Below are 23,871 nucleotides of genomic sequence, written 5' to 3'. Positions count from 1 at the left end.
TAAGACTGTTTAGACGTGTAAGTCTTGATGTTCGGGGTGGCGTTTGAAATACGTTGCAGTATAACTACATACGGGTTTGATTTTTAACTTGTTTTCTTTAGCGAAAGAAAAAGCGGCTTCGGTCAGCTCACCTGCAATACCGCGCCCACCTAGATCTTTGGGGACGATGGTATGAGTGATGGCCATTACATTGCCACTTAATTCGTAATCCAGCTGACAAAGCAAACCATTTTCATGGTATTCAAAGCGTGAGGCTTCTTTGTTGTTTTGAATTGCTAATGCCATGTATCACCTATTTAAAAAGAGGCAGCCAAAGCTGCCTTGTGGATGCGATTAACGCTGACTTATTGGGACAAAAGCGCGTGGCTCTGGTCCCGTGTAGTTAGCGGTAGGACGAATGATTTTCCCATCTGAGCGTTGCTCAAGAATGTGGGCGGCCCAGCCAGCTGTACGTGCAATCACAAAAAGTGGTGTGAACATAGAGGTGGGGACTCCCATACGATGATAGGCCACTGCGGCATACCAGTCCAAGTTCGGGAACATCTTTTTCTCATTCCACATTACGGTTTCGATGCGCTCAGCGACATCAAACAACACAGGGCTTTGGGCTTTACTGGATAATTTTTGAGCTACCTCTTTAATGACTTGATTGCGTGGGTCTGACACCGTGTAGACGGGATGACCAAAGCCAATAATGACCTCTTTGTTATGCACACGAGCAAAAATATCTTTTTCTGCGTCATCAGCACTGTTATAGCGTTGCTGAATTTCAAGAGCGACCTCGTTCGCACCGCCATGTTTAGGGCCACGTAACGCACCAATTGCACCACTAATGGCGGAGTACATATCGGAGCCAGTGCCTGTAATAACGCGACTCGTGAATGTAGAGGCATTGAACTCGTGTTCGGCGTACAGGTTCATGGAGACATTCATTGCATGTACCCATTCTTTACTTGGGGTTTTTTGATGTAATAAGCGTAAAAAATGCTCTGCCATATTGTCATCATCGGTTTGTACATCAATCATTTCGCCACGATGACTAAAGTGGTACCAATACAGCAGTGCAGAACCTAAAGAGGCTAAGAGTCGATCGGCAATATCACGCGCACCCGCTAATGGCTGGTCGTCTTTTTCAGGTAGAACACAGCCCAGCACGGAAACCGCAGTACGCATTACATCCATCGGGTGACTGGCAGCTGGTAGGCTTTCTAAAACCCGTTGTAAGTCATTAGGTAAGCCTCGTAAAGCGGCTAATTTTATTTTGTAATTGCTTAGTTCGTTGGGATTGGGCAGCTTGCCATAAATTAATAAGTAGGCAATTTCTTCGAACTCACAAGCGGGAGCGAGATCAAGAATGTCATAACCGCGATAAAAGAGGGCGTTACCACTGGAGCCAACAGCACTGAGTGATGTGTTACCTGCGACTATGCCGGATAGGGCAACCGATTTTTTAGTGCGAGGGGTATTTTCGGGTGTACTCATGAGGTCTCCTCCTTGAGAGTCATCGGGAAAATGAAAAGAGCAAATACTGCAGTGTTATTCTTTTATAAAGGTATGATCTTATCGTATAGAAAAGCGAGACGAAAAAAAAGCCCGATTCAATCGGGCTTTAGTTGTAGCTTAGGCAAGTAAATCTTTTACGCCTTCGCGCTCTTCGAGTAACTCGTTGAGAGTGAAGTCCATGCGCTCACGAGAGAACTCGTCGATTTCTAGACCTTCTACCATTTTGTACTCACCGTTTTCAGTGGTAACAGGGAAACCGTAGATAATGCCTTCAGGAATGCCGTAGGAACCATCAGAAGGAATACCCATGGTGACCCATTTGCCGTTTGAGCCGAGTACCCAGTCGCGTACATGATCAATAGCAGCGTTAGCAGCAGAGGCAGCAGAGGATAGGCCACGCGCTTCAATAATAGCGGCACCGCGCTTACCAACGGTAGGAATAAAGGTGTCTTTGTTCCATGCGTCATCATTGATTTTGTCTTTTAAGCTAGCGCCATTTACAGTCGCAAAGCGAATATCTGGGTACATGGTTGGAGAGTGATTTCCCCATACGACCAATTTTTCGATATCAGCGACAGCGATGTCGGCTTTGTCCGCTAGTTGAGACAAGGCGCGGTTATGGTCCAAACGCAACATAGCGGTGAAGTTCTTTGCGGGTAGGTCCGGTGCTGATTTCATCGCGATGTAGGCATTGGTGTTAGCTGGGTTACCTACAACCAAGACTTTGACGTCACGGCTAGCTACATCATTAAGGGCTTTGCCTTGCTCAGTAAAGATTTTGGCATTAACAGCCAATAGGTCTTTACGCTCCATGCCTGGGCCACGAGGACGGGCGCCAACTAACAATGCAACATCAGCATCTTTAAACGCATCGCGTGCATCACTGTGGGCTGTCATGCCTTGAAGTAATGGAAAGGCACAATCGTCCAGTTCCATCATTACGCCTTGTAGCGCTTTTTGGGCTTTTTCATCAGGGATTTCAAGCAACTGTAGAATTACAGGCTGATCTTTGCCTAGCATTTCGCCAGAAGCAATGCGAAATAGTAATGCGTAACCGATTTGACCAGCGGCGCCAGTAACGGCCACGCGCATTGCGGGTTTGCTCATGAGTGTTGACTCCAATTGTTGGAAAACAGGGTACTGCAATAATAATGAGTTTAATGCTTTTTAAACCCTAGACCAACCTGAATTGTACGTCAAATTTCTTATATCTTATATAAGACATAAGAGTGTTAGACAGAATGGCCATTGCATGCCAAAATATCACCTACTTCTTTTTATCTATCGCTATCTAAAAATACATGTATCGATTGCATTGGCTTATTGTTCATTATGTCTGAGTCTTCTTCTGGTCACTCCCCCGAGCGCAGTACCGCTTATAGTCCGCTCTATCAGCAGATTAAAGCGCTCCTGCTTCAAAGCTTGGATCAAGGCGAATGGAAGCCAGGCGAGTCGATTCCCAGTGAGTTTGATTTAGCAGCGCGTTTTCAGGTTAGCCAAGGCACGGTTCGTAAAGCCATAGACGAATTGGCCGCCGATAATTTATTGATACGGCGTCAGGGCAAGGGCACTTTTGTATCCACTCATAACGAAGCCAAAGTTCGTTATCGTTTTTTGCGATTAACACCTGATGATGGGCATCAGCCCACAAGCCGCAGCGAGATCATCTCTTGTGAACGTGTTAAAGCGCCCCCCGAGATCGCGTCGTTATTGTCATTACGCACCGTGGACACTGTTATTACGATTCAACGTGTTTTGTCTTTTGATGGTAAACCCACCATTTTAGATACGATTTGGTTACCTGCTCAGGTGTTTAAAGGCTTGAGTTCAGAGGCTGTAATGCAAAATCGTGAGCCGTTATATGCCTGGTTTGAGGGGCAATTTGGTGTAAGTATGGTCCGTGCAGATGAAAGTATCCGCGCTGTGGCCGCTTCAGAAACATCCGCACAACGACTTCAGGTAGCGGTTGGAACACCGTTGTTACAGGTTGAAAGGGTTGCTTATACTTATGGTGAACGCCCAATGGAGGTTCGCCAAGGCTTATATATTACGGATCACTTCCACTATAGGAATAGCCTAAACTAAAATGATTGGCTTGTCTTCATGCGTAATTTCCCTAAATAGGCGAAAATAGCAAAGACGACTTGTTTTGATTTGTTGTAACACAGTTTTATTTTTTACTTCGAGGCCTAAATGTCTGATACCGCCAAAAAGCAGCGCCCGCAGTATCGCAATGTCAGCGTGCCGCAGATATTGTCATACCGTATGCCATTGGCTGCTAGAACGTCGATCTTGCACCGCATTAGTGGTGCGTTATTGTTTCTCAGTTTGCCACTTATTATCCTACCCCTTTTCGCCATGAGCTTAAGCTCACCGGCAGGCTTTGCTGCACTTAGCTCTGTCTTCGGTAATCCCATGGTGAAAATTGTGGTGTTGGCTTTAGTTTGGGGCTATTTACATCACTTCTGTGCGGGTATTCGTTACCTAGCTCTAGATTTGGGTAAAGGCAACGATAAATACACAGCAAATAAAACCGCTATCTCAGTATTGGTTATTAGCTTAGGTTTAACAGCGGTATTTGCTCTTAAATTATTCGGGGTGTTGTAATGGCTGAAGAACGTATTGGAACAAAACGTTTAGTCGTCGGTGCTCATTACGGCACGATGGATTTCATCATGCAGCGAGTCACCGCTGTTCTCATGATTATTTATACCTTGGTGTTGTTATTGGGTGTTTTATTTACGCCTGAACTCAACTACGAAGGGTGGCGTAATTTATTTGCTTTTAAAGCCTTTGGTGTGATGCCTGTGGGCCAATTATTAGCAACATTATTCTTTATGTCTTTAGCTTGGCACGCATGGATTGGTGTGCGCGACATTTGGATGGATTACGTTAAATCAACAGGCGTTCGCCTAGCCCTCCAAGCCTTCACTGGTTTGTGGCTCGTTGGTTCTATTATTTATTTTGCACAAATTATCTGGAGCCTGTAACCGTGGCTGCTATTAAAACTTCTTTACCACGCCGCCAGTTTGATGTGGTGGTAGTTGGCGCCGGCGGTGCCGGTATGCGCTGTTCTTTGCAGTTGGCCGAAGCCGGTCTGTCTGTAGCTGTTTTATCTAAAGTGTTCCCTACGCGTTCTCATACCGTAGCGGCTCAGGGGGGGGTGAGTGCCTCTCTAGGTAACATGAGCGAAGACCACTGGTACTGGCATATGTACGATACCGTTAAAGGGTCTGACTGGTTGGGTGACCAAGACGCCATTGAATTTATGTGTCGCGAAGCACCGAATGCCGTGTATGAGCTAGAGCACTTTGGTATGCCTTTTGACCGTAACCCTGACGGTACGATCTACCAACGTCCATTTGGTGGACACACTGCAAATAATGGTGAAAAACCAGTGCAGCGTGCCTGTGCTGCTGCTGACCGTACAGGTCATGCGATGTTGCATACCCTATATCAACGTAACGTTGCTGCACGTACAAACTTCTTTGTCGAATGGATGGCATTGGATTTACTACGCAACGAAGCCGGTGATGTGTTGGGAGTGACCGCCCTAGAAATGGAAACGGGCGAGATTTTCATCCTTGAAGCCAAACGTACTGTATTGGCCACAGGTGGAGCGGGCCGTATTTGGGCTGCATCTACGAATGCCTTTATCAATACAGGTGATGGCTTAGGTATGGCTGCCCGCGCAGGGATTCCTCTACAAGACATGGAATTCTGGCAGTTTCACCCCACAGGCGTAGCCGGTGCTGGTGTATTAATTACCGAGGGTGTTCGTGGCGAGGGTGGTATCTTGCTGAACAAAGACGGTGAGCGCTTCATGGAACGCTATGCTCCTAACTTAAAAGACTTGGCGCCGCGTGACTTCGTATCACGTTCGATGGACCAAGAAATTAAAGAGGGTCGTGGTTGTGGTCCTGATGGGAACTATGTGGTCTTAAAACTCGATCACCTCGGTGCCGACACGATTAACAAACGTTTGCCATCAATTCGCGAAATTGCAATGAAATTCGCAAACGTAGACCCCATTAAAGACCCAATCCCAGTTGTACCTACTATTCACTATCAGATGGGTGGTATTCCTACCAACTACAATGGTCAGGTGCGTACATTGGATGCCGACGGCAATTACAAATTAGTTAATAACTTGTACGCAATTGGTGAGTGTGCTGCTACAAACGTACACGGTGCTAACCGTTTAGGCACAAACTCCTTACTTGATTTAATTGTATTTGGTCGTGCCGCAGGTAATCACATTGTGAACTCTCACCCAGAGAAAGTTCATAGCCATGATGACATCCCTGAATGGTCTATCCAGCAATCTATGGATCGAGTCAATGCCCTAGAGTCCCGTACTTCTGGCCAGCGCTCCCAAGAGGTCGCAGAGAAAATCCGTCAGACTATGCAGGCTCACTGTGGTGTGTTCCGTACCTTGGATTTACTCAAAAAAGGCGAACACCTTATCGAGGAAATTGCGCCTGAAGTTAATGAAATCTACTTCCAAGATAAATCAAAAATTTTCAACACCGCTCGCGTTGAGGCTCTAGAGGTCGCCAACATGATCGAAGTGGCTCGTGCAACGACAAAATCTGCAGCAAATCGCACAGAAAGTCGTGGTGCCCATGCCCTAAATGATCACCCTGAGCGCGATGATGATAACTGGTTGAAACACTCTGTATGGTTCTCTGAGGGCAGCGAGCTACGCTACAAAGCCGTTCAGATGGAGCCTATTTCAGCTAAATCCATCGCTCCACAGCCACGCACTTTCTAAGCAGGTATTACGATGAGCAAACGTATAGTTAAATTTGAAATTTATCGCTACGACCCCGATAAGGATGAACGTCCTTACATGCAAAAGCTAGAGGTCGAGCTTCAGCCCACTGACAAAATGTTATTGGACGCCATTGTTCGCATCAAAAATGACGTAGATGACAGTCTATCTATTCGTCGTTCATGCCGCGAAGGTGTGTGTGGTTCTGATGCCATGAACATCAATGGTAAAAACGGTTTGGCCTGTACTACAAACCTAAATGATCTAAAACAGCCTATTGTTTTACGTCCGTTACCAGGTTTACCTGTAGTGCGAGATCTTATCGTGGATATGACGCACTTCTTTGATCAATACCATTCGGTGAAACCGTACTTGATCAATGATACGCCGCCACCTGAAAAAGAGCGTCTACAGACACCCGAAGCCCGTGAAGAACTAGATGGTCTTTACGAGTGTATTTTGTGTGCTTGTTGTTCTACCTCTTGTCCTTCTTTCTGGTGGAATCCGGACAAGTTCGTGGGTCCTGCAGGTTTATTACAGGCGTACCGTTTTATTGCGGACTCCCGTGATGAGGCTACGGGTTCACGTTTAGATAACCTTGAAGACCCATACCGACTATTCCGCTGTCATACCATCATGAACTGTACAGACGTGTGTCCTAAGGGGCTAAACCCATCACACGCGATCGGTAAGATCAAGGAAATGTTGGTACGTCGTACCGTCTAAGGGCTTGTAATGAGAACGTTAACTCAGTTAGAACGTGCCCGCCTGCGTTGGCGCGCACGCCGCGGTTTACTAGAAAACGATTTAATTGTGACGCGGTTTTTGGATAAATACGAAGCGGAGCTAACTGACGTTGACGTCAGCGCTTTGGATCGCCTGTTTTTAATGGGCGATCATGATCTTTTGGATGTGTTGTTAGCCCGTTCTGAGCCGCAGGGCGAGTACGACAGCCCCGATATTCATCGTTTGGTCGCAATTATGCGATCGCTGTGACTTTTAAGGAAAAAAGCAAAATGGAACTGTCAGATAAAAAAGCGACACTGTCGTTTTCAGACGATACCCCTGCAATAGAGCTTCCTGTATACAAAGGAACCATTGGCCCAGATGTTATCGATATTCGTAAACTCTATGGCCAAACAGGGATGTTTACCTATGACCCGGGTTTTATGGCTACGGCCTCTACCGAGTCCGCCATTACGTATATTGATGGTGATAAAGGTCAGTTGCTATATCGCGGTTACCCGATTGATAATCTCGCTAAAAATTGCGATTTCCTCGAGGTAAGCTACTTAATTCTAAACGGCGAGTTACCCACTCCCGAGCAGAAAAAAGAGTTTGATAGTGTAGTGATGCAGCACACCATGGTTAAAGAGCAAATGCATGGCTTTATGCGTGGCTTCCGTGCTGATGCTCACCCAATGGCTATTTTGACAGGTATGGTGGGTGGTATGTCGGCGTTCTATCACGACTCCACAGACATCACAAACCCAGAGCATCGTCGTATTTCGGCTATTCGTTTGATTGCTAAGATGCCTACATTGGTAGCAATGGCCTATAAACACGGCATTGGTCAACCCTTTATGTACCCGAAAAACGATTTGTCTTACACAGGTAACTTCCTGCGTATGATGTTCGGTACACCTTGCGAAGACTACAAAGTTAACGAAGTCGTAGAGCGTGCTTTAGATCGCATCTTTATTTTGCATGCCGATCACGAGCAAAACGCGTCCACATCAACGGTTCGCTTATGTGGTTCTTCTGGTACAAACCCATACGCTGCTATTTCCGCAGGTGTGGCTTGTTTGTGGGGCCCTGCTCATGGTGGTGCTAACGAAGCATGTTTGAATATGCTAGAGAGCATTCAGGCACAAGGCGGTGTGGCTAAGGTTGGCGAATTCATGGAAAAGGTCAAAGACAAAAATTCAGGCGTGCGCTTGATGGGCTTTGGTCACCGTGTTTACAAAAACTACGATCCACGCGCTAAATTGATGCAAGAAACATGTAAAGAAGTTCTAGAGGCATTAGGTCTAGAGAACGATCCTTTATTCAAGTTAGCAATGGAATTAGAGCGTATTGCGCTTGAAGATCCTTATTTTGTTGAGCGTAAACTCTACCCGAACGTAGACTTCTACTCTGGTATTGTTCAGCGCGCGATTGGTATCCCAACCGAGTTGTTCACATGTATTTTTGCATTGGCTCGTACAGTAGGCTGGATCGCTCAGTGGGATGAAATGATTTCTGATCCTGACTACAAGATCGGTCGTCCTCGCCAGTTGTACACTGGTGCAGCAGTACGCAATATGTAATCACGCATTGCGCTAGATTGAACCCACCCTTTAAGGTGGGTTTTTTAATGCGTGGTGATTTTAGAGAACCTAAGTGTGTGATTAGGTGTAGGTGTTAATCCTTGTTTAAAACACCATACGTGGAGGGCATACCTTGATGCTCCTCACAGCAATAACCCCAGGCTTTGAGTTTAGAGGTGTGGCCTATACCTGGGTTGAAACTATTGGTTGGGTCTAGCTGTTGATAGAACTCAGCCAATGCCGGTTTTGCGATATATAAATGCCCTACATTATGCTCGGCAGGGTATTCGGCTTTTCGTTCGTCTAATAGGTCCCACATACGGTGCTCATAAGCTAAAGGGTCTACGCCTTTTTTGACGATATAGTCCTGATGAAATACGTGACAGAAAAAATGACCGTAATAGAGTTTATGGATGGTTTTTTGTTCTAAGTCTGCAGGCAGTTGTTCTACCCAATCCCGATCATTGCGACGCAGGGCAATGTCTAGAGCCACAATATCTTCAACTTGATCACGATGCGCGTTTTTATAGCGTATAGCAGCCCCAGCGATGGCAAAACGATGCAAAAAGGCTTTGCTGCCTTCGGTCGCAGTGCATTGATGTACAGCGCCAGAAGGATGTTGTAAGAAATAACTTTTCAAGAATTCAAGTGTTTGAATGGCGGTATCGTCAGCAACTCGTAGCACTAGATGGTGCTCAAAGCGATCTCTATAATCACGCATAAAAGCGGGTAAATGATGAGGCAATAGTGCGGTGCAGGCTTGTAGTATTTTGTCGCTAATACCATACAAACCAAAACCTTCTAAAAAGCCATCCACACGATTTTTTAATGCAAAAGCGGCTGGTACTTTCGCTGTACCAAATTTATCAATAATTAAAAACGTATCTTTGCCGTATTTTTCTCCAATCTCAAATGCTGTTCTATGAATATATTCACCAGCAATGGGGAGTTTAGGTAGTTCGGTAAGTAGGTGGCGACGTATAGCAGTTAAATCTTCAGCGCGATTGGTGCCTATATAAAAAACTTGACTGGACTCAGAGGGGAAGGTGTCTAGGCGAACGGCAAATAAGCACAATTTTCCGGCAGAGCCAGAGGCCTCAAAAAGCAAATCTGGATTGGCATTAAAGCGTGCTGGGGTGTCGGCATCTACCTCGCGCACTACTTGCGCATAAGTGGGGTCAGAAGCCACCTTGTTTTGTGGTTGCTCAATGTCTGTGGTGCTGTAATCCCCATTTTCTAAGCGCTGTAAAATGGTTTCAGGGTCTTCTCCTAAGCGGATACCCAAGTGATTCACTAAGTGTAGTTGCCCGTCTTCTCGGACTTGTGCGTAGAGAGCTAACTCAGTATAGGCTGGGCCTCTGCGTACTAGAGCTCCCCCTGAGTTATTGCAGACACCTCCTAATACTGAAGCGCCAATGCAAGATGAGCCAATAACAGAGTGTGGCTCTCGATTAAATGGTTTTAGTTTTTTTTCTAATTGATCCAAGGTTGCACCAGGAAGACAAACCACTTGCTCTCCTTGATTGATGACTTGGATTCCATTCATGCGTTGCGTATTGATTAAAACGACAGGGCGATCGTAGTCAGTCCCAAAAGGAGTGGACCCACCCGTTAAGCCAGTATTGGCAGCTTGCATAATAACAATACAGTCAGCGTTAATGCAGGCCTTTAAAACACGCCATTGTTCGACCAAATTTGCAGGCTGAATCACAGCGAGTACAGGACCCTCGCCATACCGATGCCCTTTACGGAAACGTCTAGTTTGCTGATCGTGAGTGAGAACGTGTTTAGTTCCTACTGTTTTTTTCAATAAAGTTAGCAAAGCCGTATTTTGAGGAGCTGACTGATCCCACATGGTTATTTATCCTTTACTAAGCAGTCCGTCGTAATGTCTGCGATTCGGCGAGTGGCCGTTAGGGTCATGGCGACGCGCATTTCTTTTTCTAATAAGTGGAGTAAGTGGCTTACTCCAGCGCCACCCGATGTAGCGAGTGCATAGATATAGGCTCGTCCTAGCATGACGGCATCGGCGCCTAAAGCCAGCATACGTACAATGTCCAGACCATTACGAATGCCTGAGTCTACAAGTATTTTTAGATCTGATTTAACGGCATCGGCGATCGCCGGCAAGGCACGAGTTGTAGAGAGAACACCATCCAGTTGACGACCACCATGATTTGAAACCACGATGCCATCCGCGCCAAATCGCACCGCATCTTTGGCGTCTTCGGCGTCTAGTATGCCTTTAATTACCATGGGGCCTTGCCAAAAATCACGTATCCATTCTAAGTCTTTCCATGAAATGGAGGGGTCGAAGTTATTTCCTAGCCATCCCATGTAATCTTGGAGCTTAATGGGTTCACCAAAATAATGAGAGACATTACCCAGATCATGAGGTTTACCATGTAAGCCTACATCCCAAGCCCAACGAGGGTGTGTGATAGCCTGTAAGTAACGACGAAAGGCCGCATTAGGCCCACTCATTCCAGAGTGGGCATCACGATAGCGGGCTCCAGGGATAGGCATATCCACGGTGAAAACCAAGGTGGAGCAACCGGCTGCTTGAGCCCGTTCCAGCACATTTTTCATGAAACCTCGGTCTTTAAGCACATACAGCTGAAACCACATGGGGCGCTGTATCGCCGGGGTCACTTCCTCAATAGGGCATACCGATACGCTTGACATCGTAAAGGGGATACCAAATTGGTCAGCGGCTTGTGCTGCTTGCACCTCTCCACGGCGGGCATACATGCCCGTTAAACCTACAGGAGCTAAGACGACTGGCATATTGAGCTTTTCATTGAATAGCTCAGTGCGCAAATCAAGCGTCGACATGTCTTTCAGCACCCGCTGGCGTAAGGCAACCTTCGCCAGATCGTCTACATTACGTCGTAATGTATGTTCAGCGTAAGCACCACCATCAATATAATGAAATAAGAAAGGCGGCAGACGTTTTTTAGCGGCTAGACGGTAATCCGTGGAGGCAGAAATAATCATAATATAGGCGGAAGAATGGGAAAACGGTTAGAGCGCTGACGTCGAGCTTCGTCCTCATCGGCAGCACGAATATTTTGATCAACATAATTTAAATGGTGACCTATGGCTTGACTGGCTTTTTGAGAGTCGCCCTCAAAAATAGCGTGCATTAAGGCCTCATGTTGAGCAGTGAGTTGTTCAATCGTTTTGGGATCATTAAATCTAAACATAGTGCGACGATTTTCCTCGACCGTAGAGAGAACGAGTTTAAATAGTCCTTGCATGACCTGCAAAAGCACGACGTTATGAGAGGCCTCGGCAATGGCTAAATGAAAGCGGGCATCGGCTTTTGCTGATAAATCGGCATCACCACTTTTTTGGTGCTCCAGCATATTGTCAAAACAGCGCTGGATATGATCTTTATCTTGTTGCGTGGCACGTTGTGCTGCATGCCATGCCGTACTGCTCTCTAAGGCATGACGAGCTTCTAGGACATCGTAACGATAGAACGGGTCGGAACTCATGAGCTCGCCTAACGGGGCCATAGTTTGTGTGGGCCAGTTCAGATCATTAGTTTGCACATAGGTGCCGCCCCCCCGTTTTGTCATCAGTAGCCCTTGACTGGCTAGCATACGAATAGCCTCCCGAATGGGTGGCCTAGAGACGCCAAATAACTCAGCCAAATCACGCTCAGAAGGAAGACGATCACCGGGTTGCATTGTGTGTTCTTGAATGAGCTGTTGAATACGTTCAGCTATTTGATCAGATAAACGAGTAGATGGTTTTTGCATTGTAATAAGTCCATAACCATCAAGTGGTATTACCAGTTTGCCATATTTGCTACTTTAATGGAAGAAAAAAGGCAGGTAAAGTCAGGGTTATCGCTGATAATAAAATTCTGGTATTACCACTATGATTTAGTCAACTTGCCAAAGTGAGGGTTAAATGAGGCCTACAACCTTTAGTCAACCACCTCAGCAAGGCGTTTTATACAGCATGCTTTTTTTGCTTAAACAAGAAAAGCGCGGTAGTCACTATACGGCAGTATAAGCGTTGAGCCTACTCATCGACTTAGTCCGTGTGACGCTATCTTTCACCTAGAGAGAGTTCATTATGAGTTTGACCTATACTTTGCTGGCTTTAGCTCCGCTATTGGTCGTTTTTTTGCTGATGGTGGTGTTGGGTCGATCTGCAAAATTATCGATGGGGACAGCCTATGTAGTGACGGCCCTGCTTGCTTTATTTGTTTGGAATACTCAAGGTACGGTGGTAGCAGCAGCCACCGTTAATGGGTTAATTACAGCAGTCACATTATTATTTATTGTGTTTGGGGCTGTGCTATTGCTCAATACCTTGAAGTTTAGTGGTGCTTTAGTTGCTATTCGTCAGGGGTTTATGGATATATCGCCAGATAGACGGGTGCAAGTTATTATCGTGGCTTGGTTGTTTGGCTCTATGATTGAGGGGTCGTCGGGTTTCGGTACGCCTTCAGCAGTAGGGGCCCCTTTGTTATTGGCATTGGGTTTTCCAGCTATGGCTGCCGTGATGTCAGTCTTAATTATTCAATCGACGCCTGTGTCTTTTGGTGCAGTGGGTACACCGATGTTGGTGGGGGTTCGTTCAGGGATTGATAACAAAGCGGATGTGGCTGCACTTATTGCACCCATGGAGCCCATGACTTACTTACAGCAAATCGTAGAAAACGTCGCCTTATTACATGCTGCTGTTGGTTTTGTGATCCCCTTGATTCTGTGTGGTATGTTGACGCGCTTTTTTGGCGAAAAACGCTCTTTTTCTGAGGGTTTAGGTGCATGGAAATTCGCTATTTTTGCGGGCTTGGCCTTTACGGTTCCATATTATTTAATTGCAAAAACCTTAGGACCAGAGTTTCCCTCGTTATTAGGGGCATTGATTGGTTTAGTTATTGTGGTGAGTGCGGCAAAAAAAGGATTTTTACTACCTAAAACGACATTTGATTTTCCTCCCCGAGAGCAGTGGGAACCTGCCTGGTTAGGCACAGTGAGTACAGATGATGCGGCACGAGGTAGCAGCTCTTTTTCTGTAGTACGTGCTTTTTCACCTTATGTGCTTGTGATTGCTTTGTTAGTGCTAACACGTACTGTTCCAGAGGTTAAAGCCTTATTAACAGGCCCGGGTGCAACGCTAACCTTCCCCCGTTTATTTGATACGTCAATATCTAGTTCGGCTCAGTTTCTGTATTCGCCTGGCTTTATCTTGATTTTGGTATCACTCGCTTGTATAGCCATATTTGGCATGTCTTTAATGCAGTTTTCACGTGGGGTGAAAGTATCTGCGCAAACGATGGTAAGTGCAGCGCCTGCTTTGTTGTTAGCTGTTCCAATGGTGCAGGTGTTTATTAACTCAGCTGCGGCAGATGGCTCTATGGTTAGTATGCCTTTGGTGCTGGCTCATAGTGCTGCTGCATTAGCAGGACAAGCGTGGCCCAATGTTTCACCCTGGGTAGGAGGTTTAGGGGCTTTTATTGCGGGCTCAAATACGGTTAGCAATATGATGTTCTCTTATTTTCAATTCTCTACTGCACAGCAAATCGGCTTAACTCTTGACTCCTCTGCGATTGTGGTCGCATTGCAGGCGGTAGGGGGCGCAGCAGGGAATATGATTTGTGTGCATAACGTCGTAGCGGCAGGTGCTGTCGTCGGTATGTTAAATCGTGAAGGCGAGATCGTGCGTAAAACGTTATTGCCAATGGCTTTTTATGTAATACAGGCTGGGCTAATTGGTCAGGCGTTAATTACAGGCAATGGAGCTTGGTTTGTGGCTGCGGTTGTATGGTTAGCCATGTTCTTGGGGTTAATGACCTTAAAAAAAGGCCCTGTATTTAAGCCGGTTGCGGCCTAATATACGATAGATAGAAAAAGGGAGTCTTAGTGTTAAGACTCCCTTTTTTCACTTTAGATCAGCGGAAAACCAGATCTAGTTGTGGTTTTCAGTGGCATCTAAAACGGCGATCGCAGTCATATTTACAATGCGACGCGTGGTTGCACTGGTAGTTAGAATATGAACTGGTTTAGCCGCACCAAGTAAAATGGGACCCATTGCTACCCCATTACTACCCGCCATTTTTAGTACGTTATAGGTAATGTTACCTGCATCTAAATTAGGGGTAATTAATAAATTAGCTGGGGCTTTAAGCGTGGAGTCAGGTTGCGCTTTAAAGCGAATACGGTTAGACAAGGCGGAGTCTGCATGCATTTCGCCATCAATCTCTAAGTCTGGAGCCATCGCCATGACGAGCTCACGAGCCTTAGCCATTTTTCGAGAGGACTCGGTGGAACGACTACCAAAATTAGAGTGAGACAGAAGAGCAACGCGTGGCACTAAACCAAACTGACGCACTTTTTCTGCTGCCATAAGCGTAATATCAGCGATTTGTTCAGCTGTAGGGTTTTCATTGACGTGAGTGTCACAAACGAAAATATTTTGAGTGGGCAGCATTAACGCATTCATTGCTGCAAACACAGAGGTGCCTTCTTTGCGACCAATTAAATCTTCAATGTGAGCTAATTGGTGGTAGAAGCGAGTCGTAATACCACAAATCATGGCATCTGCATCGCCGCGACGGATTAACATGGCACCGATCAGAGTATTATGCTTACGAACCAAAGCTTTGGCCACATCAGGAGTCACGCCTTGGCGGCTCTTGATTTGGTAGTAGGCTTGCCATGTCTCGTTGTAACGGTAGTCGTCTTCAGGATCTACGATCTCAAAATTTACACCGGGCTGTAACCGTAAGCCATAGCGTTTGATACGCATTTCGATCACAGCAGGACGCCCAATTAAAATGGGGTACGCCATTTTCTCATCAACAACCGTTTGTGCTGCACGTAAAACGCGCTCGTCCTCACCATCAGCATAAATGACGCGTTTTAGCTGTGGGATTTCCTTGGCTTGTTTGAACAAGGGACGCATCAAAGCACCGGAGCGATACGTCATGGCAATTAAACGCTGACGGTAAGCTTCTAAGTCCTCAATCGGACGACTGGCTACACCAGAGTCCATGGCTGCTTTAGCTACAGCCGGAGCAATACGAGCGATTAAGCGAGGATCAAAGGGTTTTGGAATGATGTATTCAGGGCCAAAACCAAGATCGCTATCACTGTCGCTATTGACGTCGTCGTATTGTTCTTCTTGGGCTAGATCAGCAATAGCGTATACACATGCTTGTTTCATTGCCTCGTTAATTTCTGTCGCACCACAATCTAAAGCGCCACGGAAAATAAAGGGGAAACACAATACGTTATTTACCTGATTTGGGTAGTCAGAACGGCCGGTAGCAATCACCACATCAGCACGAGCAGCCTTAGCGACCTCTGGGCGAATTTCAGGCTCAGGGTTAGCGAGAGCAAGTACGAGGGGCTTTTCAGCCATGCTGAGCAGCATGTCTGTAGTGAGCAAACCGGGAGCAGAGCAACCGAGGAAAATGTCTGCGTTATCAATGGCATCCGCCAAAGTGCGGTAGTCGGTTTCCTGAGCAAATAAGGCTTTATTTGGCTCCATGTTGTCTTCACGGCCTTTCCAGATAATGCCGCGTGAGTCTGCTACATAAATATGCTCACGTCGCATACCTAAATTAACTAGCAGGTTCAAACAAGCAATAGCTGCTGCTCCAGCGCCGGAACACACTAGACGAACGTCTTCGATTTTTTTATTAACAACTTTTAAACCGTTGATAATAGCCGCTGAAGCGATAATCGCAGTGCCATGTTGGTCATCATGGAACACAGGGATTTTCATGCGTTTTCGCAGCTCTTTTTCAATATAAAAACATTCTGGAGCTTTGATGTCTTCGAGGTTAACACCACCTAAGGTGGGTTCCATTGCCGCAATAATATCGACCAGTTTTTCAGGGTCATTTTCAGCCAGCTCAATGTCGAAAACATCAATACCAGCAAATTTTTTGAATAAACACCCTTTACCTTCCATTACAGGTTTAGAGGCGAGGGGGCCAATATTACCTAAACCTAAGACGGCAGTTCCGTTACTGATGACTCCGACTAAATTAGCACGAGAGGTATATTTGGCTGCGGCCTCGTCACCCTCTTCGTGAATAGCCATACAAGCGAAGGCAACCCCAGGCGAGTAAGCGAGAGATAAATCATCGGCATTAGCCAAGGTTTTAGTGGGGACTACGGAAATTTTACCCGGGGTAGGGTAGGCGTGATAATCCAACGCGCGTTTTGCCAGATCTGCTTTGGCGTCCATCGTGGGGTGCTCCTGAGATAAAACGAAAATAATTAACTTATTTTAACCTGTCTGTATTCACTATGCGAACAGACTATCCTTATAGCGTGAATTTGAATCTTTAGCATGTCGCAGCGCACCATAAGTAAATGTTTGTAAATGCCAACAATCGTACATGAATACAATGATTTATCTTTGCTAAGATGCAAGTAACGCTCTGGAGGGTTATACTGAAAGGTATCGCTGTGAAAGGCGTTTTACGTTGCCTTCTGCTCTGCTATCCGCTAATCGGTGAAGCCGTGTCGCGGAAGGTTTTCCTGCATCTCAAAATGGGTGAAGCACCCATATAGGTGAAGCGTTATTATTATGTCATCGCAAACTGAACTGCAATCCAACTCATATCTCTATGGTTCCAATGCGGCTTATGTCGAAGAACTCTACGAGATGTACCTAGACAATCCGTCCTCGGTGCCGTCCGAGTGGCGTGATTATTTTGATCAACTTCAACATCAGCCCGCAACTGATGGCCGAGAGGCAACACGTGATCAGGCTCATAGCCCAATTATTCAGTCATTTGCTGAGCGCGCTAAGACCAATTCATTGATGCTACGCGCCGCGGCTCCCGATTTATCGGTTGCCACGAAACAGGTTTCTGTGCAGTCTTTGATTGCTGCTTACCGTTCTTTGGGCGCACGTATTGCCTCTTTAGATCCACTAAAACGCAGCGAACGCCCTTCTTACGCCGAGCTAGACCCTGCTTTCTATGGTTTGACTGAGTCCGACCTAGATCAGGTTTACTCCGCAACGAATACCTACTTCACCAAGTCTGACACCATGACATTGCGCGATATGCTCAAAGCATTGCGTGATACATACTGTCATTCGATTGGCGCAGAGTTCATGCATATTTCGGACCCTGTCGCTAAGCGCTGGATTCAAGAGCGCCTAGAGTCTGTGCATGGTCGTATGGACTTTTCCGCCGATCAAAAACGAAATATTTTGCAGCAGCTAACCGAAGCCGAAGGCTTAGAGCGATTCTTACACACTAAATATGTAGGCCAAAAACGCTTCTCCCTCGAAGGGGGCGAAAGCTTCATCGCATGTATGGACGAGGTCGTAAATCACGCAAGTGATTTAGGTGTGCAGGAAATCATCGTTGGTATGGCTCACCGTGGCCGTTTGAACATGCTCGTGAACATCATGGGCAAAATGCCTGCTGATTTGTTCGCTGAGTTCGAAGGTAAACACGCAGAAAATCTAACCGATGGCGACGTAAAATATCACAATGGTTTCTCTAGTGACCTATCCGCCCGTGGTGGCTCAGTTCACTTGTCTTTGGCCTTTAACCCATCTCACCTAGAAATTGTTAACCCAGTGGTAGAGGGTAGCACTCGTGCACGTCAAGATCGTCGTTTAGACACGACTGGCGCTCAGGTTTTACCTGTATTGGTGCATGGTGATGCCGCTTTTGCTGGCCAAGGCGTCGTGATGGAAACCTTAAACCTAGCCCAAACACGTGGCTACGGTACCGGTGGTACATTACATATTGTGATTAACAACCAAATTGGTTTTACAACGTCTGATCCGCGTGATGCACGCTCGACCTTGTATTGTACCGATGTGGTGAAAATGATCGAAGCCCCTGTATTCCACGTGAATGCGGATGACCCAGAGGCGGTTGCGTTTGTAACTCAGTTGGCTTTAGATTACCGTCAAACTTTCCGTCATGATGTCGTGATTGACGTGGTGTGTTATCGCAAATTAGGTCATAACGAACAGGATACGCCTTCGTTGACCCAGCCTTTGATGTACAAGGCCGTTGCTCAGCATCCTGGTACACGCAAATTGTATGCTGATAAACTGGTTGCTCAGGGTGTGTTGGCTGATAACGAGCCTGATGATATGGTTAAAGCATACCGTCAGCTCATGGAAGACGGGCAGCGTACCGTAGAGCCTGTATTAACAGACTACAAAAATAAATACGCCATTGATTGGACTCCATTCTTGAACGCAAAATGGACAGATCATGCTGATACCGGTATGCCTTTGGCAGAGCTAACGCGTATTGGCGAGAAAATCACAACTGTTCCCGAAGAGTTCAATGTTCACCCCTTAGTCAAACGCATGCTGAACGATCGTCGTGCCATGGCACGCGGCGAGCAAAATGTAGACTGGGGTATGGGGGAACACTTAGCGTTTGCTTCTTTGGTGGCAAATGGCTATGCAATCCGTATTACAGGTCAAGACTCAGGTCGTGGTACTTTTGTACACCGTCATGCGGTGTTGCACGATCAAAATCGTGAGCGTTGGGATGATGGTACCTATATTCCATTGCAAAATGTCGCAGAAAACCAAGCTAATTTTACCGTTATTGACTCGGTTTTATCCGAGGAAGCCGTTTTGGCATTTGAATACGGTTATGCCTCTGCAGAGCCAAATATCCTGACTATTTGGGAAGCCCAGTTTGGTGACTTCTTGAACGGTGCTCAGGTTGTGATTGACCAGTTTATTACCTCTGGCGAAGCCAAATGGGGTCGTCATTGTGGTTTGACCCTGATGCTGCCTCATGGTTACGAAGGCCAAGGTCCAGAACACTCCTCAGCTCGTATTGAACGTTTCTTGCAATTATGTGCTGATAACAATATTCAGGTGATTCAGCCTACAACTGGTGCGCAGATTTTCCACGTATTACGTCGTCAGATGTTGCGTCCTTTCCGCAAGCCATTGGTGTTGTTAACACCTAAGTCCTTGTTACGTAACAAGGCCGCTACTTCGCCTCTATCCGAGTTGTCCGAAGGTCGCTTTATGCCCGTTATTGGTGAAACCAATGACAGCATCAATCCCGAAAACGTAAAACGTGTATTAGCTTGTTCAGGTAAAGTGTATTACGACTTGATCAATGCTCGTACCGAGCGTGAGCGTGATGATGTGGCTATTATTCGTGTAGAGCAGCTCTACCCATTTGCCCATAAAGCCTTCCAAGAAGAAATGCGCAAATACCCAAATGCGACGGATTTGGTTTGGGTACAAGACGAGCCGCAAAACCAAGGTCCTTGGTTCTACATCCAGCACCATTTGGTTGAAAGCATGAGCAATAATCAAAAACTTAGCTACGCTGGTCGTGCCGCTTCGGCTTCGCCTGCAGTGGGTTATTTGGCTAAGCATAACGAGCAGCAAAAAGCCCTTATCGAGCAAGCATTTGCCGAAAACATCAAAGGCTTCTCGCTATCCAAATAACGCGCATAATGCACAATTAAAGACACATTTATTACACGGAAAATATCATGGCAATTATCGAAATTTTAGTACCAGAGCTATCTGAGTCTGTATCCGAAGCCACACTGCTAGAGTGGAAAAAACAACCAGGCGAAGCCGTTGGTCAAGACGAAATCCTGATTGATGTAGAAACTGACAAAGTGGTCCTAGAGGTTCCAGCCCCTTCAGCTGGTGTGCTCATTGAGATTGTAAAAGCGGATGGCAGCACAGTGACTTCCGGTGAAGTATTAGCTCGTATTGATACCGAAGCCACTGCATCTGCCGCTGCCCCCGCCGCTGCCGAGCAGGCTCCTGCTGCTGCACCTGCTGCAGCTCCAGCCTCTGTGACAGCTGCTTCCCCAGCTGCTAGCAAAATTTTAGCGGAGAAAGGCGTAGAGGTAGGTTCAGTTCAAGGCTCTGGTCGTGATGGTCGAGTAACTAAAGCTGATGCTGTTGCCGCCCAAGCAGGCGCTGCCGCTAAACCAGCTGCTCCTGCACCTGTGGCACTTTCCTTAGATGGTCGCCCAGAGCAGCGTGTTCCCATGAGCCGTCTACGTGCTCGAGTAGCCGAGCGTCTACTACAGTCCCAACAAGAAAATGCGATTTTGACTACATTTAACGAAGTCAATATGCAAGCCGTGATGGACTTACGTAAACAGTACAAAGATGTATTTGAAAAAGAGCACGGTGTAAAACTAGGCTTTACTTCTTTCTTTGTAAAAGCAGCCGTTGCAGCACTGAAAAAATACCCCATTTTGAATGCTTCCGTAGATGGTAAGGATATTATTTATCACGGTTACTTCGATATTGGTATTGCAGTAGGTAGCCCCCGTGGTTTGGTTGTACCTATTTTGCGTAATGCAGATCAGTTATCCATTGCTGAAATCGAACAGCAAATTGCTGACTTTGGTCGTCGTGCCCAAGACGGTAAATTGACTTTAGACGAATTAACAGGTGGTACGTTCTCTATCTCTAATGGCGGTGTGTTTGGTTCTATGTTGTCCACGCCAATCATTAACCCACCTCAGTCCGCTATTTTAGGTATTCATGCAACCAAAGAGCGTCCAGTAGTAGAGAATGGTCAAATTGTTATTCGTCCAATGAACTACTTAGCTATGTCTTACGACCACCGTATCATTGATGGTCGTGAGGCCGTATTAGGTCTAGTTGCTATGAAAGAAGCCCTAGAAGATCCACAACGTCTATTGTTAGACATCTAATAGAGGATAAAAATCATGGCAAAAAACTTTGATTTAGTCGTTATTGGTGCGGGGCCTGGTGGCTACATTGCTGCTATCCGTGCTGCTCAATTAGGTATGTCTGTAGCGTGTGTGGATGCGTGGTCTGATGAAAAAGGCAAGCCAGCTCCAGGTGGTACATGTACTAACGTGGGTTGTATTCCTTCCAAAGCTTTATTGCAGTCCTCTGAGCATTACGAACAAGCAGATAAACACTTTGCAGAACATGGCATTAAGGTTAAGGGTCTAGAGTTAAAACTAGATACGCTATTAGGCCGTAAAGACAAAGTCGTTAATGAAAATAACCAAGGTATTTTGTTTTTGTTCAAAAAGAACAAAGTGACATTTTTCCATGGTAAAGCAGCATTTAATGCAAAGGTTGATGCGGGCTGGTCCATTAAGGTGAACGGTAAAGAGGCCGAGGAATTAGTTGCTAAACACGTGGTAGTGGCGACGGGTTCCTCAGCTCGTTCTTTCCCGAACTTACCTTTTGACGAAAAAACGGTGTTATCTAACGACGGCGCATTACGTTTAACCGAAGTACCTAAAAAACTAGGTGTGATCGGTGCGGGTGTGATTGGGCTAGAGTTAGGTAGTGTATGGCGTCGTTTAGGGGCCGAAGTCACTATTCTCGAGGGCGCTCCTGAGTTTTTAGCTGCCGCTGATCGTGATGTGGCCAAAGAAGCCCTATCTGCTTTGACCAAACAAGGCCTAGAAATCAAATTAGGCGCAAAAGTCGGCGAAGTTAAAGCGTCTGGTAAAGGCGTTAGCGTTGCCTATAAAGACTCTGCGGACAAAGAACACAACGCTGAGTTTGATAAACTGATTGTTTCAATTGGTCGCGTTCCTAATACCGATGGTCTTGGTGCCGAAACAGTAGGTTTGAAATTAGACGAACGTGGTTTTGTCGAAGTGGATGACGACTGCCGCACTAACTTGCCTAACGTATGGGCTGTAGGTGATGTGGTACGTGGTCCTATGTTGGCCCATAAGGCCGAAGACGAAGGCGTTGCCGTTGCTGAGCGTATTTCAGGTCAACAACCTCATATCAACTTTGACACCATTCCTTGGGTTATTTACACCTCTCCTGAGATGGCTTGGGTTGGTAAAACAGAGCAAGATCTGAAAAAAGAAGGCCGCGATTACCGCATGGGTAAATTCCCATTTATGGCTAATGGTCGCGCCCGAGCTCTAGGTGATACAACGGGTTTTGTTAAAATCCTAGCTGATGCTAAAACAGACGAGGTATTAGGCGTACATATTGTAGGCCCAACCGCTTCTGAGCTGATTGCCGAAGCCGTGGTTATCATGGAATTCCGTGGTGCAGCCGAAGACATTGCTCGCATTTGTCATGCTCACCCTACGTTATCCGAAGCCATGAAAGAAGCCGCTTTAGCGGTGGATAAACGTGCATTAAACTTCTAATCGAGTTCAATGTTGTAGTAAAAGGGGCCGACATACGTCAGCCCCTTTTTTTCTATTATTTTTTGGCCTTGTTATGGATGTTATTAGTTATTATCAACAGGCTTTAGCCACTAAAGGCTATGCCGCCGATGCAGCACAAGAGCAAGCGATTCAACGTTTACAGCAGCTCTATAATGATTTTTTGGTGTATAACGAAAATCAGCAATCTCTATTAAAGCGTTGGTTTAGTAAGCCAGAGCCACCTAAAGGTGTCTATCTGTGGGGTGGAGTAGGGCGAGGTAAAAGTTTTTTAATGGATGCTTTTTATCAAAGCTTACCCATTGAGCGTAAGGCACGTTTGCATTTTCATGAGTTTATGCGTGGAGTTCATGATCAACTTAAAGCCTTGCGCAGTCAATCAGACCCCCTAGAGGTGGTGGCAAAGACGATTGCCCAGCGCTATGACATAATTTGTTTTGATGAATTTCATGTCTCAGATATAGCTGATGCCATGATTTTGCATAAACTGCTCTATGAGTTGTTTGAGCAGGGAGTCAGCTTTGTTATGACCTCTAACTACGAGCCCTCTTTACTCTATACCGATGGTTTACATCGTGACCGTATTTTGCCTGCGATCGCTTTAATTAAAAAGCGCATGGATATAGTGAATGTGGACACTGGTGTAGATTATCGTCGTCGTACCTTAGAGCAGGTTCGTCTCTATCTGACACCTATTACAGAGCAAACTCAGGATGAACTCAAAGAGGCTTTTTATGCACTAACAGGAGAAAGCCCTGCTGCCAGCTCTATAGAGATAGAAAATAGACAGCTTCCAGTGATAGCATGTCACAGTAATGTAGTTTGGTTTGATTTTAAAACACTTTGCGAAGGGCCACGCTCGCAAAATGATTATTTGGATTTAGTTAGTCGTTTCGAAACGGTGATACTTTCCGATGTGCCAAAAATGGCAGCTAGAGATGCTTCAGCGGCTAGGCGCTTTACATGGCTAATTGATGTATTGTATGACCATAAGGTCAAATTTATTATGTCTGCAGCCGTAGAGGCGGCAGAGCTTTATACGGCAGGACCTATGTCGGGCGAGTTCCATCGTACGGAATCTCGACTAATGGAAATGCAATCCAAAGAATATGTAGATTCTGAGCGCCGCCAAGCTGCGGTGTTGTAATTC

Annotated in this window: 19 protein-coding genes; 12 read left to right on the top strand and 7 right to left on the bottom strand. The window is 46.1% G+C overall.

Annotation, left to right across the window (positions count from 1 at the left end):
• Positions 1 to 9: 9 nt before the first annotated feature.
• The 3 genes from Q0Z62_RS03135 to Q0Z62_RS03125 form a co-directional block, all read right to left on the bottom strand.
• Entirely contained in the window at positions 10 to 285 is a 276-nt protein-coding gene (locus tag Q0Z62_RS03135) for a GNAT family N-acetyltransferase (RefSeq protein WP_298050687.1), read from the bottom strand.
• Between the two features lie 48 nt (positions 286 to 333).
• Positions 334 to 1,482 carry a 2-methylcitrate synthase gene (gene prpC, locus Q0Z62_RS03130; RefSeq protein WP_298050683.1) on the bottom strand — a complete coding sequence of 383 codons (1,149 nt, stop codon included), beginning with the start codon at positions 1,480 to 1,482 and terminating at the stop codon, positions 334 to 336.
• A 138-nt stretch (positions 1,483 to 1,620) separates the two neighbouring features.
• Positions 1,621 to 2,610 carry a malate dehydrogenase gene (locus tag Q0Z62_RS03125; RefSeq protein WP_269900226.1) on the bottom strand — a complete coding sequence of 330 codons (990 nt, stop codon included), beginning with the start codon at positions 2,608 to 2,610 and terminating at the stop codon, positions 1,621 to 1,623.
• 225 nt (positions 2,611 to 2,835) lie between these two features.
• Between Q0Z62_RS03125 and Q0Z62_RS03120 the strand changes: the two genes are divergently transcribed.
• The 7 genes from Q0Z62_RS03120 to gltA all read left to right on the top strand — a co-directional run bounded on the left by Q0Z62_RS03120 (position 2,836) and on the right by gltA (position 8,586).
• Entirely contained in the window at positions 2,836 to 3,588 is a 753-nt protein-coding gene (locus Q0Z62_RS03120; protein ID WP_269900225.1) for a GntR family transcriptional regulator, read from the top strand.
• 108 nt (positions 3,589 to 3,696) lie between these two features.
• Positions 3,697 to 4,110, top strand: coding sequence for a succinate dehydrogenase, cytochrome b556 subunit (gene sdhC, locus Q0Z62_RS03115; protein ID WP_269900224.1), 414 nt, complete (start codon positions 3,697 to 3,699; stop codon positions 4,108 to 4,110).
• A complete protein-coding gene (sdhD, locus tag Q0Z62_RS03110; RefSeq protein ID WP_269900223.1) occupies positions 4,110 to 4,493 on the top strand; it encodes a succinate dehydrogenase, hydrophobic membrane anchor protein in 384 nt (127 codons plus the stop codon). The genes sdhC and sdhD overlap by 1 nt, the downstream gene beginning before the upstream one ends.
• A 2-nt stretch (positions 4,494 to 4,495) precedes the next feature.
• Entirely contained in the window at positions 4,496 to 6,277 is a 1,782-nt protein-coding gene (gene sdhA / locus Q0Z62_RS03105; protein WP_269900222.1) for a succinate dehydrogenase flavoprotein subunit, read from the top strand.
• Positions 6,278 to 6,289: 12 nt separating this feature from the next.
• A complete protein-coding gene (locus Q0Z62_RS03100; RefSeq protein ID WP_269900221.1) occupies positions 6,290 to 7,003 on the top strand; it encodes a succinate dehydrogenase iron-sulfur subunit in 714 nt (237 codons plus the stop codon).
• 9 nt (positions 7,004 to 7,012) lie between these two features.
• Positions 7,013 to 7,273, top strand: a complete 261-nt coding sequence (locus tag Q0Z62_RS03095; RefSeq protein WP_269900220.1) for a succinate dehydrogenase assembly factor 2 — start codon at positions 7,013 to 7,015, stop codon at positions 7,271 to 7,273.
• 20 nt (positions 7,274 to 7,293) lie between these two features.
• Positions 7,294 to 8,586, top strand: a complete 1,293-nt coding sequence (gltA, locus tag Q0Z62_RS03090) for a citrate synthase (RefSeq protein WP_269900219.1) — start codon at positions 7,294 to 7,296, stop codon at positions 8,584 to 8,586.
• A 94-nt stretch (positions 8,587 to 8,680) separates the two neighbouring features.
• On the opposite strand, the gene dld is transcribed toward gltA, so the two are convergent.
• Genes dld through lldR form a run of 3 tightly spaced genes read right to left on the bottom strand, consistent with a single transcriptional unit; the run spans position 8,681 to position 12,353 of the window.
• Complete coding sequence (dld, locus tag Q0Z62_RS03085; protein ID WP_298050670.1) at positions 8,681 to 10,441, bottom strand: D-lactate dehydrogenase; 1,761 nt, start codon at positions 10,439 to 10,441, stop codon at positions 8,681 to 8,683.
• A gap of 2 nt (positions 10,442 to 10,443) precedes the next feature.
• Entirely contained in the window at positions 10,444 to 11,583 is a 1,140-nt protein-coding gene (gene lldD, locus Q0Z62_RS03080; protein ID WP_298050667.1) for an FMN-dependent L-lactate dehydrogenase LldD, read from the bottom strand.
• The gene (lldR, locus tag Q0Z62_RS03075) at positions 11,580 to 12,353 is read right to left on the bottom strand and encodes a transcriptional regulator LldR (protein ID WP_298050664.1); all 774 of its coding nucleotides are present in this window, start codon (positions 12,351 to 12,353) and stop codon (positions 11,580 to 11,582) included. The genes lldD and lldR overlap by 4 nt, the downstream gene beginning before the upstream one ends.
• A 322-nt stretch (positions 12,354 to 12,675) precedes the next feature.
• Between lldR and Q0Z62_RS03070 the strand changes: the two genes are divergently transcribed.
• The gene (locus Q0Z62_RS03070; protein ID WP_298050662.1) at positions 12,676 to 14,442 is read left to right on the top strand and encodes an L-lactate permease; all 1,767 of its coding nucleotides are present in this window, start codon (positions 12,676 to 12,678) and stop codon (positions 14,440 to 14,442) included.
• A gap of 75 nt (positions 14,443 to 14,517) precedes the next feature.
• On the opposite strand, the gene Q0Z62_RS03065 is transcribed toward Q0Z62_RS03070, so the two are convergent.
• Positions 14,518 to 16,806, bottom strand: coding sequence for an NADP-dependent malic enzyme (locus Q0Z62_RS03065; RefSeq protein ID WP_298050660.1), 2,289 nt, complete (start codon positions 16,804 to 16,806; stop codon positions 14,518 to 14,520).
• Positions 16,807 to 17,151: 345 nt separating this feature from the next.
• Here Q0Z62_RS03065 and Q0Z62_RS03060 point away from each other — a divergent pair, with 345 nt between their 5' ends.
• The 4 genes from Q0Z62_RS03060 to zapE all read left to right on the top strand — a co-directional run bounded on the left by Q0Z62_RS03060 (position 17,152) and on the right by zapE (position 23,868).
• Positions 17,152 to 20,022, top strand: a complete 2,871-nt coding sequence (locus Q0Z62_RS03060; RefSeq protein ID WP_298050658.1) for a 2-oxoglutarate dehydrogenase E1 component — start codon at positions 17,152 to 17,154, stop codon at positions 20,020 to 20,022.
• 47 nt (positions 20,023 to 20,069) lie between these two features.
• Positions 20,070 to 21,260, top strand: coding sequence for a 2-oxoglutarate dehydrogenase complex dihydrolipoyllysine-residue succinyltransferase (gene odhB / locus Q0Z62_RS03055; protein WP_269900216.1), 1,191 nt, complete (start codon positions 20,070 to 20,072; stop codon positions 21,258 to 21,260).
• A 15-nt stretch (positions 21,261 to 21,275) separates the two neighbouring features.
• Positions 21,276 to 22,703 carry a dihydrolipoyl dehydrogenase gene (gene lpdA / locus Q0Z62_RS03050; protein ID WP_298050655.1) on the top strand — a complete coding sequence of 476 codons (1,428 nt, stop codon included), beginning with the start codon at positions 21,276 to 21,278 and terminating at the stop codon, positions 22,701 to 22,703.
• Positions 22,704 to 22,776: 73 nt separating this feature from the next.
• Positions 22,777 to 23,868, top strand: coding sequence for a cell division protein ZapE (gene zapE, locus Q0Z62_RS03045; protein ID WP_298050653.1), 1,092 nt, complete (start codon positions 22,777 to 22,779; stop codon positions 23,866 to 23,868).
• Positions 23,869 to 23,871 lie beyond the last annotated feature (3 nt).

The organism is uncultured Paenalcaligenes sp. (assembly GCF_947630565.1).
In the GTDB taxonomy this organism is placed as follows: Bacteria; Pseudomonadota; Gammaproteobacteria; order Burkholderiales; family Burkholderiaceae_B; genus Paenalcaligenes; species Paenalcaligenes faecalis.
The sequence above is the reverse complement of the archived record's forward strand: the minus strand, read 5'-3'. Positions and strand labels throughout refer to the sequence as shown.